We start from the raw sequence: 15,690 nt of genomic DNA, 5'->3' as shown, positions 1-15,690 counted from the left end.
GGAGTTCCTGGACTCGATCCCGACAGGTCGTACGGCCACCGTGACCCCTGTGCGTTCTTCCGTCCCGCGCGCCGTGCCACAGGCGGTCGACCCGCGCTCGGCGAACCTTCGCCGGCACGAAGGCGGGCAGACGGTCTGGCGCGTGCAGTGCGGTGACCTGATCAACCGCGAGCGCTGCGTCACGGTTTTCGTCGACGACAGCCAGGTCGTGCTGGTCGGCCCGCCCGGTGAAACGGCGCGGATGACCGGCAGCCAGCTCGGCCAGCTCCGGACCGCGCTCAACGAAGCCGCCAAACTGGCGGAAAGGTAACGGTGAGTTCCAGGTGGACCAGATCCTCGGGCAGGTGCTCCGCAATGCCGTGTGGGAGCGCCTCGACATGCTCTCCGACCTCGCCAACCGCGCGGACGCGCAGTCACTGGTCTCGGTGGCCCGTTCCGAACTGCCGCGGTTGACCGAGGGGTGGCGCGCCATGCTCCGCGCCCACGAGCCGGACGAGCGCGGTGACTGCCCGACCTGCTCCACCCGGTGGCACCGCTGCAAGGCGCCGTGCTCGGTGTGGCAGGTGGCGCACGAGCACCTGGTGGCGGGCGGGCTGGCCCCGCAGCCGGACGTGCCCGGCCGCCGCGGGGGCCGCGTGCCGGCGCAGAACCGCGCCGAGAGCCGCGCCCCCGGCCGTCACGCGCTGGTCACCTCGCCGAGGCAGGCGATCGCCACCACCTGACCACCCACCGGTGAGCCCGATCCCCCGCGGGCTCCTCCCCGACCGGCGGTCGGCTCATCCGTACCCCCGAGCGAGATGAGTCGACCGCCCCCCAACTCCCCGATCCCCGCCGGTTCTACGATTAATCGTAGAAATTACGTGAATCGGCTAGCCAGCGCAGTAATCGAACGCTAACGTGAGCGTCAAGCCCACGGGCGCAAAATTGCACAACGCAACCCGTGGTCTGTCCCGCCCTCCCCCGAGCGGGCCCCGAAACCCCGCGGACCGGTGCCGTTGCACTCCCCCTCCCCCTCCCCCGACCGGCACCGGTCCGCGGTCCCAATCCCGCTTCTGGTCAGCGCACTGATCGGATTCGAGTGATCACCACCCCGGCCAGTCCGGTGGCCACCGCCGAAGCGGCGAACAATCCGGAATAACCGCCCAATCCGGCCAGGATGGCGGTTGCCAGCAGCGGGGCGGCCACCTGCGGCAGCGCGTTCGCGATGTTGACCACACCGAGGTCCTTCGCCCGGTCCTGGGCGGCGGGCAGCACCTGCGTCAGGATCGCCATCGCCACCGCCCAGTAGGTGCCGAACCCGATGCCGAGCAGCGGGGCCGCAGCCAGCGCGGCGGGCCAGGTCGGCGAAACGACGAGCAGCAGCGCGGCCAGCGCCATCGCCGCCGACGCCCAGACCACGTACGGCTTGCGGCGACCGGAGCGGTCCGACAGCACCCCGGCCCCCAGCGCCCCGGCGATCAACGCGACCCCGTACAGGCCCATCAGCACCAGCAGGCCGGTGTCCGGGTCCGGGTGGCCGACCGCGTCCTTCAGGAAGAACAGCAGGTAGAGCGTGCCGAGCGCGTTGCCGAGCCCGATCAGGAAGTGGCAGCCCCACGCCCGCGCGAAGTCCGGGTGGCGCCGCGGCGAAATCCACATCCGGCGTGGCAGCTCCCGCAGTGAACCGCCCGGCCGCCAGGCGAGCGGCAGGGCGGCGTCCGGGGTGCGCAACACGAACGCGGCGGCACCGGCGAGCACGACCAGCGCGCAGGCCAGGTAACCCCCCGGCAGGCCGGTGACCAGCACGGTGACCAGCACCGCGCCGAGCACCGTGCCGAACATCTGGCTGATGCCGATGAAGCCGCCGATCCGCGCGCGCTGCCCGACCGGCACCCGATCGGGCAGCGCGGAGGTCAGCGTGGCGAGCATGCCGTTCAGCCCGGCTTGGACCAGGCACCAGCCGACCGTCATCAGCAGCACGTCCGGCGCGACGGCCAGCAAGCCGAGACCGGCGGCGCCGACCAGCGCACCCACCGCCGTCCACGGGTGGCGTCGGCCGAAGCGCGAGGTGGTGCGGTCCGAGAGCAGGCCGATCGCCGGATTGGCGACCAGCGAGACGACCGCACCGACCCCGGTGACGACACCGAACACGAGTTCCTTGTGCGCCGCGTCGAGCAGCTCGGCCTGACGCGGCAGCAGCACCTGGATGGGTGCGTAGAAAGCCAGCCACAGCCCGAAGTTCGCCAGGAACAGCAGGCCCGTCCAACCCGGACGGACCCGGTCCACCGGTTCGGTGAGCGCCGCCGGCCTAGTGTCCATGGGCCGCGATCACTTCGCGGAACCAGGAGAAGGAGTCCTTCGGGGTGCGGACCTGGGTTTCGTAGTCGACGTGCACCAGGCCGAACCGGGGTGCGTAGCCCTTGGCCCACTCGAAGTTGTCGAGCAGGGACCAGACGAAGTAACCGCGGACGTCGACCCCGGCGTCCATCGCGGCACGCACCGCCCACAGGTGCTCACGCAGGAAGTCGATGCGCGCCGCGTCGGGCACGCGGCCGTCGGGCGTGACCTCGTCGGCGAAGCTGCAGCCGTTCTCGGTGATGTGGATGGGCGGGAGGCGGTCGCCGTAGCGGTCCTTGAGCTGCACCAGCAGTTCGCGGAAGGCGTCGGGCACGATCGGCGAATCGTTGGTGGTCTTCGGATATCCCTCGATCGGGCGGAGTTCGAAGGGCAGCGGGTTGCCCTCGCCGGGAGCGGCGGCGCCCTGCGGTTCGTAGTAGTTGACGCCGTAGAAGTCGAGCGGCTGCGCGATGACCGGCAGGTCGTCGGCGAATCCGGCGGGCAGGTGTTCGTGGAATTCCGCGGGGTACTCGCCGAGCAGCACCGGGTCGGCGAAGAGGCGGTTGAGCAGCGCGTCGAGCCGGCGGGCGCCCTCGACGTCGGCGGCGGACCCGGTGGCGGGCCAGATCGGCGAGTGGTTGTTGGCCGTGCCGATGGTCTTCGCCCCGGCAGCCCGGAGCGCCTCGACCGCGAGCCCGTGGGCGAGGTGCTGGTGGTGCGCGGTGGGGATGGCGCCGAGGAGCAGCGTCCGGCCGGGCGCGTATTCACCGGTGGCGTAGCCGAAGATCGACATGACCATCGGCTCGTTGAGCGGGATCCACATCTTCACGCGATCGGCGAAGCGCGTGCCGAGGACCTCGGCGTACTCGCCGAAGCGCTCGGCGGTGTCGCGGGCGAGCCAGCCGCCGGCGTCTTCGAGGGCCTGCGGGGTGTCCCAGTGGTAGAGGGTGGCGACCGGGTCGATGCCCGCGGCGCAGATTTCGTCGAGCAGGCGGTCGTAGAAGGCGAGGCCGCGGGGTTCGGGGGCGCCCTTGCCGGTGGGCTGGATGCGGGGCCAGGCGAAGGAGAACCGGTAGGCGTCGACGCCGAGCCGGGCCATCAGCGCGACGTCCTCGCGGTAGCGGTGGTAGTGGTCGGCGGCGACGCGCGCGTGCTCCCCGTTCGCGACGCGGGTGAATGTGTCCCAAATGGACGGACCGCGACCGTCCTCGGTGACCGCGCCCTCGATCTGGAAGGCGGAAGTGGACACGCCCCAGCGGAAGCCGGGCGGGAAGTTCGGGTGCTCCACCAGCTATTCGCCTTTCGCCCAGGCTTAATGTGAATAGTTCTCATATCCTAACCCGTTCCCTCGACCGGGGGGAAGGGTTCGCACGCGGTAGGGTCCTGACCAGCGGGGAGCGACATCGGCAAGATCGAATGCCGGGGCGTTGCGGCTGGGAGGAGCAGGACGTGTCCGAGAACAAGGCACCCGGCGCGGAAGCCACTCCACTGCGCCGCCAGCCGGTGCAGCAACGCAGCGCGAAGCGGGTCGAGCAGATGCTGGACGCCGGGGCCGCGCTGATCGACGAGGTCGGTTACGACGCGCTGACCACCACGCTGATCGCGAAGCGGGCCGGGGTGGCGGTGGGCTCGCTGTACCAGTTCTTCCCGGACAAGCGGGCCGTGGTGCAGGCGCTCACCCAGCGGAACCTGGACCGGTTCATGGCCGCCGTCGGGGAGCGGCTGAGCGGGGTTTCGCACTCGCACTGGTGGGACGTGGTCGACTCGATCCTGGACATCTACCTGGACATGCACCGGAACGTGCCCGGCTTCTCGAAGGTCCACTTCGGCGACGTCGTCGACCGCCAGTTGCTGGACGAAAGCCGGGACAACAACCGGGTGATCGCGGACGCTTTGACGGAACTGCTCTCGGAATACCTGGATGTGCCGCAGGAACGCCTTTGGTTCGCCATCACCATCGCGAACGAAGCCGCGGACTCGCTGCTGAAACTAGCCTTCCACCGCGACCCCAACGGGGACGCGGAGGTGGTGGAGGAAACCAAGTACCTGATCAAAACCTACTTGGCCAGCCGCCTAGGCGATTGACCCTTCGAGCCCGCAGCGAACTCACCCACAAGAGGCATCAGCGAGCAGAAGCCGCGAGATTCCTGCGAAAAGACCTTCGCAAGAGCCTCCGCAAAAGAATCACAAGGCGCCTCAACCGAGGCTTCTCCAAAGGAATATTCGCGAGGGGCGGCACCCAACGCAACCCACACCCCACCCCATCCCCGGTGCACAGCCCAAAACACGGTGGGGATTCCTTTGTCAAGGTACTCTTTCCCGCCTTGACAAAGGAATCCCCACCGTAGTCACAATTGAACACCGGGGTGGCCCAATCCCCTCCCCCATCCACAGGCAACCCCCACTGTGGACAACCCCGTCAAAATCCGGATCCGCCAAGGCCCCCTCGGATAGAGTGGACTTGGGAACGCCCCCCTGGGTGCGGCGGGGGCTGGAGTTCGAATTTTTGGGGTGGCGTGGAACAGGGGCTCGGCGCCTGGGAGGGCGGGTCAGGCGCGGCAAGGTGGGCTCAGCGAACTTGGGCATCGGCTACGTGCAGCAGGGCTGGCGAACTCGGCTGCCTCGATGCGTCAGTTGCACGAGCGTGGGTCGGATGCCTGAACGTGGGATCCGGCTCCGCGCGGGTGCCTCAAGGCAGAACGGCGCTGTACGACCATGCGGCTCGACTGCACAAGCTTGCGACTCGGTGCGCGAGCACGCGACTCGAAGCGGCCCCACGCCGCAGAAGTGGAGTGCGGCTCCCGCGCTCGCCAAGGTGAGGCACCGGGAAGTCAGCCGAAGTTCCGCTGTTCCCCCCGATAAGTGGGAACGGTTTCGGTCACGCGATCCCCCTGCACCAAGTGGTAGTGGGTGAAGCGTTCCGCCAGTTCCCCCGCCTTGGCGTGGCGCAGCCACACCCGGTCCCCCACGGACAGGGTCCGCGCGCCCTTGCCCGAGACCGGCGTCTGCACTTCGCCGGCGCCTTCGAGGGCGAGCAACTTCAGGCCCGCGGGCAGGTGGGGCGAGGGCAGGCGCGAAGCCTGCGCCGGGCCGGAGGCGACGTAGCCGCCGGCGAAGAGGGTGGCGATGGAGCGGGTCGGTTTGCGGACCACCGGCAGGGCGAACAGCGCTGCCGGGCGCGGGCGGAAGCGGCTGTAGCCGTCGAACAGGGTGGGGCCCAGCAGGCCCGAGCCCGCGGCGATCTCCGTGACCGCCCCGTCCGCACCGGTGAGCTCGACGCTGCCGGTGCCGCCGCCGTTGACGAACTCCAGGTCGGCGACCTCCCGCACCGCGCGCACCGCGGCACCCCGGCGTCGCAGCAGTTCCGCTGCCGACTTCCGCTGCATCCACTGGACCAGGCCGGACTGCGCGCGACCGCCCGCCGCGTCCGGGAAACCGGCGATCTGGCCTTCGTAGGCCATCATGCCCGCCAGCCGGAACCCCGGCCGCCGCGTGATGACCGCGGCGAAGTCGCGGGCCTGCCGCGGGGTGAACACCGGCGACCGCCGCGTGCCGACGTGCAGGGCAGGCAGCGGCCGCCACGAAGCGTCCAGTTCCAGGCAGACCCGGATCTCCGGGTGCTCCATGCCCACCGCCGAGTCGACCAGGTCCAGGTGCGCCGGTGAATCCACCATGATGGAAATGGCCGCGCGGGCCCGCTCGTCGGCGGCCAGGCGGCGCAGGGCGGCGTGGTCCACGGTCGGGTACGCGACCACGACGTCGTCCGTCGTACCGCTTTCGACCAGCCACAACGCCTCGGCCAGCGAGTAGCACATGACCCCGCGGAAGCCCGGCTTCGCCAGCACGCGTTCCAGCAGCGCCCGGCAGCGCACCGACTTGCTCACCACGCGGATGGGTTTGCTCGCCCGTCGCACGAGGTCGTCGGCGTTCGCGTCGAAGGCCGCCAGGTCGATGACCGCCAGCGGTGGATCGAGGTCCTTCGTCGCCAGTTCGAACGCCGTGGCGTCAGGGAGGGTCACCCCCGATACGGTACGACAAACAGGCTTGAAACGCGAATACTATTCACTTATCGTTCGCTTACCCATCCAGCGACGGGATCAGTTGATGACACGGTGGACGAACTGGGCAGGCACCGCGACGGCCAGCCCGCAACGCGTGCACAAACCGCGCAGCGTCGCGGAAATCGCCGAAGCCGTGGCTGATGCGGCGGTGGACGGCCGCCGGGTGCGCGCGCTCGGCAGCGGGCACTCGTTCACCCCGATCGCGGTCGCCGACTCCGACGCGATTTCACTCACCCAGTGGACGGGCTTGGCCTCGGTCGACCTCGACGCCAAGCGGGTCACCGTGCGCTCCGGCACCACGCTGCGCGAGCTGACCGCCGAACTCGACCGGCTCGGCCTGGCGATGACCAATCTGGGGGACATCGACGCGCAGACCATCGCCGGTGCCATCTCCACCGGCACGCACGGCACCGGTGCCGCGTTCGGCGGGCTCGCCACCCAGGTCGCCGCGCTGGAACTGGTGCTGGCCGACGGCACGGTGGTCGGCTGCTCGGCGGACCGGCGCCCGGAACTGTTCCAAGCCGCCCGCGTCGGCCTCGGCGCGCTCGGGGTGATCAGCACGGTCACCCTGCAGTGCGAACCGGCCTTCGTGCTGACCGCCGAGGAACGCCCCGAACCGCTGGAGGGCGTGCTCGAATCCTTCCACGACCAGGCCGACGCCAACGACCACTTCGAGTTCTACTGGTTCCCGTACGGCCGGAACGCGCTGGTCAAGCGCAACAACCGGCAGCCGGCCGGCACCGAGCCCGAGCCGCTGAGCCGGGCCAGGCAGTTCGTCGACTACCGGATCGTGGAGAACACCGCGTTCGGCGCGTTGTGCCGGATCGGCCGCACGGTGCCGGGGCTGGTCCGGCCGCTGGGGAGGTTCGCCTCGTCGGTGTTGTCCGCTCGCGAGTACAGCGACACCTCGCACCGGGTTTTTGTCACCCATCGGGGGGTTCGGTTCGTCGAATCCGAATTCGCCGTTCCGCGTGAATCCGTGCACGACGTGCTCGGTGAACTCCGCGCGCTGGTGCCGAAGCTGGAGAACCCGGTGGCCTTCCCGGTGGAGGTGCGGGTGGCCGCGGCCGACGACATCTGGCTGTCCACCGCCCACGGCCGCGACTCGGCCTACATCGCCGTCCACCAGTTCGTCGGCATGCCCCACCGCGAGTACTTCGCCGCGTTCGCGCGGATCGCGGGTGCGGTCGGCGGCCGTCCGCACTGGGGCAAGATGCACGACCTCGATGCGGCCGCGCTGCGTGAGCGGTACCCCCGCTTCGACGACTTCCTCGCGGTGCGCAAGGAGGTCGATCCCAGCGGGGTGTTCACCAACGCCTACCTGGACCGCGTACTGGGCCCGCGCGACTAAACCCTTTCCAGGGCTTCCTCGATCGGTGTGTGGCCGCCGACCAGTTCGAGGGTGCGGCGCACGGTCCGGGGCTCGTCCAGCAGCGCGACCAGCACGGCGGCCACGTCGTCCCGGGTGACGTCGCCGCGGTCGACGGACTCCGCCAGGTGGACCTGGCCGGTGCCCGGGTCGTCGGTGAGGCGGCCGGGCCGGAGGATGGTCCAGTCCAGGTCGCGGGCCCGCAGGTCCGCCTCGGCGGCGGCCTTGGCCTTCAGGTAGACGGCGAAGACCTCGTCCATGCCGGGGTCGTCGGCGCGGTCCAGGCCCATCGCGCTGACCTGGAGGTGCCGCCGGACCCCGGCGCGCTCGGCGGCGTCGGCGAACAAGGCCGCCGCCGCGCGGTCCACGGTGTCCTTGCGGGCGGTGCCGCTGCCCGGACCCGCGCCCGCGGCGAACACCGCGGCGTCGGCGCCCCGCAGGACTTCGGCGACGGCGTCCGGTTCGGCGTTCTCCAGGTCGAGCACCACCGGCTCGGCGCTGGAGTCACGCAGGTCGGCGGCCTGGTCGGCGTTGCGGATGAGGCCCACCGCGTGGTCCCCGCGCGCGGCGAGCAACCGCTCCAGCCGCAGCGCGATCTGTCCGTGTCCGCCGGCAATCACAACTCGCATGCCACCGACCCTAAGCGGAAACTCAGTCGACGGCAGCGGGCATCTCGTGGGCGAGCAGCAGCTCGTAGGCGACCTCGTTGACCCAGCGGGAGATCGGGTCGCCGGTGACCAGCAGCCGCTCGTTGTGGCCGAGCAGGTCGGTCCGCACCTCACCCTGCTCGTCGGCGGTCAGCACGGCCATGCCGTAGGTGCGCGCCCTCGGCAGGCAGTTGTCCACGTAGTCCTCGGTCAGCGTCGCGGCCGACGGCAGCACCATCGCGGTTTCGCCGTATCGGGCGAACGGCACCAGCGCGGCCAGGCCGGTCCGCCAGTGGCGCTGCACGGTGAGCACGCCGGTGATCTCCACCGCCGCGGCCGGCGCGCTGCCGACGAACTCGGGCCAGGTCCAGGTGTCCACCACGGCGCGGTCGGTGACCGGCGCCACGCCCATCGCGATGCGCTCGGCGTGGGCCACCGTGCGCAGCCGCGCGACCAGGTTGACCTTCCGCCCGAGCAGGCGGACCTCCGGCAGCACGACACCGGGCCAGCCGAGCCGCTCGGCGGCCGGGCGGGCCAGCTCGTCCGGCGTCGCGGGCAGCTGGTGCGGCGGCACGACGCGGCTCGGCAACGACCGGGTGCCGTTCGCACCGCCGGTCACCGCGACCTCTCCTGGTGTCACCGCCACGGGTCCGCCTCCTCTTTCCCTCGTCCGCAGGTTTCACGCGCCTCGTGAAAAGAGGCACATGGATTTGGTACCAGGGCCCCCAGCCGAGAGCGCCACGCCAACCGGTCACCTGCGATCGGCGGCACCCAGCCATCGGTGACCGGTCGACGGGCGGTCATCGGACTTCGGTCCTACGGTGCCGCCAAGCGGGTGAGGGACCGCCGAACGGCTGCTTCGCCGGGCTCAGTTCCATTCCGCGGAATTGAGCGCCGCCTCCAGTCCGGGCACGTTCCACTCGTCCGCGATCACCACGTTCTCCGAGGGCACGAACCAGATTCGCTGGCTCACCTCGACCCCGCTCGCAGCCGTGCCGGAACCACGCGGAACGCATTCCACGGTCCACCGCTCGAACCGCGCTTCCCGGCCGCCGACCTGCGTGGTCTTGCTCTCGTCCAGGGTGGATTCCCCGTCCTGCCACAGGTCCTTGCGGCCGGCGGCATTGCACGCGCGGCCGTTCGCGCTGCGGCGATAAGGCTTTCCCGGTTCATAAGCGGGTTGTTCCGCATTCGCTTTTGTGTTGTCGGTCACCATGAAGTAGCGGCAGTTGAAGTACTTGATCGGATCGGCGCATTGCGTGGTGTCCACCACCACCCGTTCCAGTCCCTGCGGGCGCTGGGTCCAGGTCGAGGGCGCTTGAAAGGTGAGCGGGCCCACATCGAGCGCGTCACCGGGGGCACCGGCACTGGCACTGGAACTGCTGGGCGGCGGCGCGGCGCCCACCCTCGCCGGCAAGCCGGGCGGGAGCAGACCACCGAGGCGGTCGTAGGAGACCTCGCTGTCGTTGACCCCGCACGCGGTGGAGCCGCCGTAGGACTGCATCTCCACGGTGAACTCGACGCCGTCCGGGGTCAGCATCGCCTCGAACGGGCGCTCGATGGGATCGGCTTCGGTCACCGTCTCGACCGGAATGGCCGGTCTGGTGGTCCGTTCCCCGCACGGGTCGCCGTCCGGCCAGAGCACCTCGGCCAGCTCCGCCATGCCCGCCGCGGTCAGCTTCTCCTCGGCGAGCGGGCTGACCACTTCGCCGGTGCGCAGGTCGAAGGTCAGCGCCGAACTCTTGAACATCCAGGTCGAGTGCGGTGGATTGGTCACCTCGTGCTGGTAGCGGATGGACAGCAGGTCGTCGTTGTGCAGGCCGATCACCGGCTCGGTGCCGATCACCGGCGGGCCGCCGCCGTTCTGCTCCCAGTCCGCCGCGGACCGGCTGACGTAGGCGACCCAGCGGTCGACCGGCTCCCGCAGCGCGGTGTTGATCCGCTGCACCACGGCCGGGTCCGCCCCACCGCCCACGCTGAGGAACTGCGCGCTGACGTCCACAGTGGACCCCGGCGCGCGGTCGGTGGTGGTGTTGGTGTTCACCTGCAACGCCACGTTCCGCACCACCGGCGGCGGGTCGTCACCGGCGTTGCCGACCACCACGATCACCCCGGTGCCGACCAGCGCCACACCGGCGAGGATCGCGCCCGCCTTCACCAGCACCCCGCCACCGGCACCCGCGGCGGCCACGCCACCGGAACCGGCGACCGCGGCACCCGCACCGGCGCCGGCCGGGGCCAGCACGGAGGCGCCCGCGAGCATGGCCAGCGGCGACAGCGCCAGCAGGGCACCGGCGCGTTGCGCGAGACGACCCCAGCCGCGTTGCTCCCAGTCCCGGCCGTACGCGGCGGCGGCGGTCGATTCCAGTTCGGCCAGGAAGGCGTCGGCGGAGGCGGGCCGCTCGCCCGGGTCCTTCGCCATGCCACGGGAAATCAGGCCGCGCACCGGTTCCGGCGCTTCACCGAACGGGATGGGCGCGTGTTCGTGCAGGGTGCGCAGCACCTCGGTGCTGTCCGCTTCGAACGGCCGGTGCCCGGCGACGCACTGGAAGAACACGCAGGTCGCCGCGTAGACGTCGGTCGCGGGTGAAGCCGTGCCACCCGACCACTGCTCGGGTGCCATGTACGCGGGCGTGCCGACGGTGAGCCCGGTCTGCCCGGCGAGCACGGCGATGCCGAAGTCGACCAGCTTGCTCCGGCGCTGGGTGTCGACCAGCACGTTGTCCGGTTTGTAGTCGCGGTGGACGATGCCCGCGTGGTGCGCGGCGGACAGGCCGAGCAGCGAGCCCTTGAGCACCGCCAGCGCCGCTTCGGGTTCGAGGGTGCCGTCGGTTTCCAGCAGCCCGCGCAACGGCACCCCCGGCACGGCCTCCATCACGATCGCCGCGCCTTCCGGCGTTTCGACGAACTCGTGCAGCTTCGCCACGTGCGGGCTGTCCACCTGCGACAACACGCGGGCTTCCTGGCGGAACGCCGCCACCAGCCGGGGGTCGGCCAGGTGCTGGGCGAACAGGTACTTGATCGCCACCGGGTGCCCGGTCCGGTCCTGGCGGGCCAGCACCACGCGGCCGAAGCTGCCCTCCCCCAGCCGGTTCACCTCGGTGAACCCCGGCAGCGCCCATTCGCCGCTCACCGCCACTTCGCACGCTCCAGGATCTCGTCCAGCCCGGGGGTGTTCCAGTCGTCGATGAAGGTGATGCCGGTCTTGGGCAGCACCCACGACCGTTCGACGAACTCCGCACCGCCGGAGCAGGTGAACCGCCACTCCTCGTAAGCGGCCTTCTTCGTTCCGACGGGGCGCAGGTCCTGCCGGATCCGCTCGGCGCCGGTGGTGAACTGATCCGGCGCGTTCGCCGGGGTGCACAGGCGACCCGGCACGTGCTCGCCGAGGCTGGCTTCGTAGGCGATCCGCACGCCGGGGCAGCCGTCCAGCACGCAGCCGTCGGAGTGCGCGAGGAGCGGGCCGGTGCTCGCCTGGTTGGCCAGCCGCCACTGCACCGGCACTTCGAGGGTGACGGAGCCGAGGTCGATCCGCTGGGTGGCGGGTGCCGGTCCACCGCGGTTCAGCAGTGCCGCGGTTTCCGGGGTCATCAGGTCGGCCACCTCGGCGTACGGGACCACGACCGTGAGGTGGTCACAAGCCATCGGACCGCCGAAGGCCGGGCCGTAGACGTCGAACTCGACCGCGTCGGCGGCGAAGATCGCCTGGACCGCCGGGTCGCCGTCGCCGGCGGTGTAGGGCTCGGTCAGGTGCCCCGGCTCCAGTGGACGGCGTTCGTCGGCGGGCACCCCACTGCAGAAACCGCCGGGTGAGCGCGCGAGCAGCCGGTCCTCCAGCGCGGTCGCCCCGGACCGGGTGGACGCGGCGTCGGCGAACACCTTGGGCGTGTCCAGCACTTCGCCGGTCTTCAGGTCGACGGTGACGCCGCGGATGCTGAACCCGCCGCGGTTGCCGAACTGCGGGGAATCGATCCTGCGGATGTAGCGCACCGAGACCACCCGGTCGTCCTGCCGCCGGATCTCGGCCTGCGTGCTCAGGTGCGGGGTGTCGGTGGCCGGATCGATGCCGACCTCGCGGACGTAGCCGATCCACTCGTCGACCGGGACCATCAGCGCCTGGTTGACGCGCTCCTGCACAGCCGGATCACCGATGCCGCTGATCGCCACGTACTGGCCGTTGAAGTCGAAGGTGCCGAAGTTCTCCGTGCGGGTGCGTAGATCGGCGGTCAGCGCGACCTGCTCGACGGCGGGCGGGGCGGCCGGCGGCGGTTCGTCCCCGGTGGTCGTGTTGACCACGATGACCGCGCCGGTGCCGACCAGCGCCGCACCGGCCAGGATCGCGCCCGCCTTGACCAGCAGGCCACCACCGGCGCCCGCGGCGACCACCCCGCCAGAACCGGCGACCGCACCCGCACCGGCGGGCGCGAGCATCGTCGCCCCGGCGAGCATCGCCAGCGGTGACACCGCGAGCAGCGCCCCCGCGCGCTGGGCCAGCCGCGTCCAGCCGCGGTTCTCCCAGTCCCGGCCGTATGCCTCGACCGCCACCGTCTCCAACTCGGCCAGGAAGGCCGCCGCGGTGCCCGGCCGTTGCGCCGGATCCTTCGCCATGCCGCGGATGAGCAGGCCGTGCAAGGGTTCCGGCAGTTCGCCGAACGGAATGGGCGCGTGGGTGTGCAGGTTGCGCAGGGTTTCGCGGTCGTCCGCCTCGAACGGCCGGTGCCCGGTGACGCACTGGAAGAACACGCAGGTGGCCGCGTAGACGTCGGTGGCGGGCGTGGCCGCGTTCCCGGCCCACTGCTCCGGTGCCATGTACCCCGGTGTGCCGACGGACAGCCCGGTTTCCCCGGCCAGCACGGCGATGCCGAAGTCGACCAGCTTGCTCTGGCGGTCCGGCCGCACCAGCACGTTGTCCGGTTTGTAGTCGCGGTGCACCACCCCGGCGGTGTGCGCGGCGGACAGGCCGAGCAGCGAGCCCTTCAGCACGACCAGCGCGCCTTCCGGGTCGAGGGTGCCGTCGGTCTCGAGGATTTCCCGCAGCGAGACGCCCGGCACGGCCTCCATCACGATCGCCGCGCCCCGCGGGGTCTCGATGAACTCGTGCAGCTTGACGACGTGCGGGCTGCTCACCTGCGCCAGCACCCGCGCTTCCTGGCGGAACGCGGCCACCAGGCGCGCGTCGGCCAGGTGCTCGGCGTACAGGTACTTGATCGCCACTTCGGCGCCGGTGCCGTCCTGGCGCGCCAGCACCACGCGGCCGAAACCGCCTTCCCCCAGTGCTTTCAGTTCGGTGAAGCCGGGGAGCGTCCAGTCGCTCACCGCCAGACCGCCTTCGCCAGCGCCGACTCCAGTTCGGGCACGCCCCACTCGTCGGCGATCACGTAGTTCTTCGACGGCACGAACCAGACCCGCTGGCTCAGCTCGGCTTCGGCCTCGTCGGTGCCGGGCCGGACGCACGGCACGGTCCACTTCTCGTAGGTGGCGTCCTGGTCGCCGACCTTCACCGTGGCGCTGTCGACCAGCGTGGGGGTGCCCTGCTGCTTGAGGTCCTTGCGGCCGACGGCGTTGCAGGCGCGGCCGGTCGCGCTACGGACGTACGGTTTGCCCGGTTCGTACTTCGGCTGCTCGACGCTGGCCTGGGTGTTGTCGGTGACCAGGAAGTACCGGCAGTTGTAGTAGCGCTTCGGGTCCGGGCAGCCGGTGCCGTCCACCACCACCTTCTCCAGGCCCTGGTGCTGCAGGGAGAAGCGGGTCGGCAGGCGGAGGTTCAGCGGGCCGAAGCGGAACGGCTCGTCCTTCGGCGGCGGGGTGGTCGTGGTCGGTGCCGGCGGCACCGAACGCTGGTCGGGGAGCAGTTTGAGTACCTCCGGGGAGAGCAGGTCGGTCATGCGCGCGTACGGGAGCACGACGGTTTCCGGCCGGCAGGCCAGCACGAACACCACGCCGTCCGGGGCGAGCGCTACCACCAAGTCGTCGGCGGTGAGCTTTTTGTTCTCGCAGCGGCGGGCGAGGTCCAACCGCTGGGACAACTGGTTGAGGCCGTCGCCGGTCAGCGCTTCGGGGGTCAGCAGTTCGCGCAAGCCCAGTGGCCTGCCGTCGTCGAGCGCGATGGTGGTGGTCCGGGTGTAGGGCTGCTCACCGCCGTAGGAGTTGTCGTAGCGGACGGACAGCAGTTCGTCGGTGTGCAACAGGATCTGCGGCTTCGAGGTGGACGGCTTGCCCGCCGGCTCGCCGTCGGCGTAGGCGGTGCGCGAGTTCGCCCGGTGGTCGTCGAACGGCTGGCGCAACGCCTGGTTCACGCGATCGCCGACGACGGGGTCGGCGTAGCCGTTGACCCGCACGATCGCGCCTTCGATGGTGAAGGCGTCCTCGCGCTCGGAGACCGGCTGCTGCTCGACGGTCAGCACCTGCTGCAATGGTTGCGGTGGGGCCGCGTGCGGTGGCGCGTCTTCCGCCGTCACGACGAAAACGACTCCGGCGGCGACCACGGCCAGGCCGAGCACCACGGCACCGCTCTTGAGCAGCAACCCGGTCGCGGCCGGTTCGACCGGCTCGGCCGCCAGGATCGCGCGGCCGCGGCTCTCCCACTTCTTGCCGTAAGCCTCGGTCGCCACGTTCTCCAGTGCGTCGGCGAACTGCTCGGCGTTGGCCGGCCGGTACGCCGGATCCTTCGCCATGCCCCAGTTGAGCAGGCCCCACAACGGTTCCGGCACCTCGCCGAACGGGATGGGCGCGTAGCGGTGCAGGTGCACCAGCGCGTCTGGGTCCTCGGCTTCGTAGGGCGGGTGCCCGGTGAGGGCCTCGAAGAACACGCAGGTGGCGGCGTAGATGTCGGCGGCGGGGGTACCGGTCTCGCCGGCCAGCGCGGTGATGCCGAAGTCGACCAGCTGGGTGTGCCCGTCGTCGGCGACCAGCACGTTGGCCGCCTTGACGTCGCGGTGCACCAGTTCGGCGGCGTGCGCGTCGGCCAGGCCGAGCAGGGTGTTCTTGAACACCGTGAGCGCGGCTTCGGGCGGGAGCGCGCCCCGGTCCCGGAGCACGCGGTGCAGCGAGACGCCCGGCACGGCCTCCATCACCAGTGCCCGCGAGGACTCGATGAACTCGTGCAGGCGGACCACGTACGGGCTGTTGAGGCGCTGCCAGGCGGCGGCTTCGCCGCGGAACTCGTCGAGCGGGTACCAGTCGAAGAGGTGCTTGACGGCGACCAACGCGCCGGTGCCGTCCTGGCGGGCGAGCACCACCCGGCCGAAGTTGCCGTCGCCGAGGGATTCCAGCTCCGTGAACCCCGGCTCGCTCACCC

12 protein-coding genes are annotated in these 15,690 nt (G+C 70.9%); 4 read left to right on the top strand and 8 right to left on the bottom strand.

All coding sequences use genetic code 11. The features are described 5' to 3' along the window. Window positions 1–49: 49 nt before the first annotated feature. Both AC07EG_RS20060 and AC07EG_RS20055 read left to right on the top strand, forming a co-directional pair. A complete protein-coding gene (locus AC07EG_RS20060; protein ID WP_209663346.1) occupies window positions 50–310 on the top strand; it encodes a hypothetical protein in 261 nt (86 codons plus the stop codon). Between the two features lie 13 nt (window positions 311–323). After that, complete coding sequence (locus AC07EG_RS20055; protein ID WP_478254620.1) at window positions 324–722, top strand: hypothetical protein; 399 nt, start codon at window positions 324–326, stop codon at window positions 720–722. Window positions 723–1,056: 334 nt separating this feature from the next. Here the strand turns inward: AC07EG_RS20055 and AC07EG_RS20050 are convergent, their stop codons facing one another. Beyond that, window positions 1,057–2,298: an MFS transporter gene (locus tag AC07EG_RS20050; RefSeq protein ID WP_478254619.1), complete on the bottom strand. Its 1,242-nt coding sequence runs from the start codon at window positions 2,296–2,298 to the stop codon at window positions 1,057–1,059. Continuing rightward, window positions 2,288–3,604 (bottom strand): GH1 family beta-glucosidase, encoded by a 1,317-nt coding sequence (locus AC07EG_RS20045; protein WP_478254618.1) that lies wholly within the window; start codon window positions 3,602–3,604, stop codon window positions 2,288–2,290. Before AC07EG_RS20045 ends, AC07EG_RS20050 begins: the two co-directional genes overlap by 11 nt. A gap of 128 nt (window positions 3,605–3,732) precedes the next feature. On the opposite strand from AC07EG_RS20045, the gene AC07EG_RS20040 reads away from it, so the two are divergent. Next, entirely contained in the window at window positions 3,733–4,401 is a 669-nt protein-coding gene (locus AC07EG_RS20040; protein ID WP_478254617.1) for a TetR/AcrR family transcriptional regulator, read from the top strand. A gap of 746 nt (window positions 4,402–5,147) precedes the next feature. Here the strand turns inward: AC07EG_RS20040 and AC07EG_RS20035 are convergent. After that, on the bottom strand, window positions 5,148–6,335 hold the full coding sequence (locus AC07EG_RS20035; RefSeq protein WP_478254616.1) for an amino acid deaminase/aldolase: 1,188 nt from the start codon (window positions 6,333–6,335) through the stop codon (window positions 5,148–5,150). An 85-nt stretch (window positions 6,336–6,420) separates the two neighbouring features. Between AC07EG_RS20035 and AC07EG_RS20030 the strand changes: the two genes are divergently transcribed. Then, on the top strand, window positions 6,421–7,728 hold the full coding sequence (locus tag AC07EG_RS20030; RefSeq protein ID WP_478254615.1) for a D-arabinono-1,4-lactone oxidase: 1,308 nt from the start codon (window positions 6,421–6,423) through the stop codon (window positions 7,726–7,728). On the opposite strand, the gene AC07EG_RS20025 is transcribed toward AC07EG_RS20030, so the two are convergent. The 5 genes from AC07EG_RS20025 to AC07EG_RS20005 form a co-directional block, all read right to left on the bottom strand. After that, complete coding sequence (locus AC07EG_RS20025) at window positions 7,725–8,375, bottom strand: NAD(P)H-binding protein (RefSeq protein WP_478254614.1); 651 nt, start codon at window positions 8,373–8,375, stop codon at window positions 7,725–7,727. The two genes, AC07EG_RS20030 and AC07EG_RS20025, sit on opposite strands and share 4 nt — an antisense overlap. 22 nt (window positions 8,376–8,397) lie before the next feature. Continuing rightward, a complete protein-coding gene (locus tag AC07EG_RS20020) occupies window positions 8,398–9,039 on the bottom strand; it encodes a hypothetical protein (protein WP_478254613.1) in 642 nt (213 codons plus the stop codon). Between the two features lie 222 nt (window positions 9,040–9,261). Continuing rightward, window positions 9,262–11,526 carry a serine/threonine-protein kinase gene (locus AC07EG_RS20015; RefSeq protein ID WP_478254612.1) on the bottom strand — a complete coding sequence of 755 codons (2,265 nt, stop codon included), beginning with the start codon at window positions 11,524–11,526 and terminating at the stop codon, window positions 9,262–9,264. Next, window positions 11,523–13,709, bottom strand: coding sequence for a serine/threonine-protein kinase (locus tag AC07EG_RS20010; RefSeq protein WP_478254611.1), 2,187 nt, complete (start codon window positions 13,707–13,709; stop codon window positions 11,523–11,525). Before AC07EG_RS20010 ends, AC07EG_RS20015 begins: the two co-directional genes overlap by 4 nt. Next, window positions 13,706–15,688, bottom strand: a complete 1,983-nt coding sequence (locus tag AC07EG_RS20005; RefSeq protein WP_478254610.1) for a serine/threonine protein kinase — start codon at window positions 15,686–15,688, stop codon at window positions 13,706–13,708. Before AC07EG_RS20005 ends, AC07EG_RS20010 begins: the two co-directional genes overlap by 4 nt. Between the last annotated feature and the right edge of the window lie 2 nt (window positions 15,689–15,690).

The organism is Amycolatopsis sp. NPDC045836 (genome assembly GCF_056431745.1).
This window is presented reverse-complemented; position numbering and strand designations above follow the sequence as displayed.

Excerpts from the sequence above, each read along its gene's own strand:
- AC07EG_RS20050 (WP_478254619.1), bottom strand. The coding sequence starts at position 2,298 with ATGGACACTAGGCCGGCGGCGCTCACCGAACCGGTGGACCGGGTCCGT.
- AC07EG_RS20040 (WP_478254617.1), top strand. The coding sequence starts at position 3,733 with ATGCCGGGGCGTTGCGGCTGGGAGGAGCAGGACGTGTCCGAGAACAAG.
- AC07EG_RS20030 (WP_478254615.1), top strand. The coding sequence starts at position 6,421 with ATGACACGGTGGACGAACTGGGCAGGCACCGCGACGGCCAGCCCGCAA.
- AC07EG_RS20025 (WP_478254614.1), bottom strand. The coding sequence starts at position 8,375 with ATGCGAGTTGTGATTGCCGGCGGACACGGACAGATCGCGCTGCGGCTG.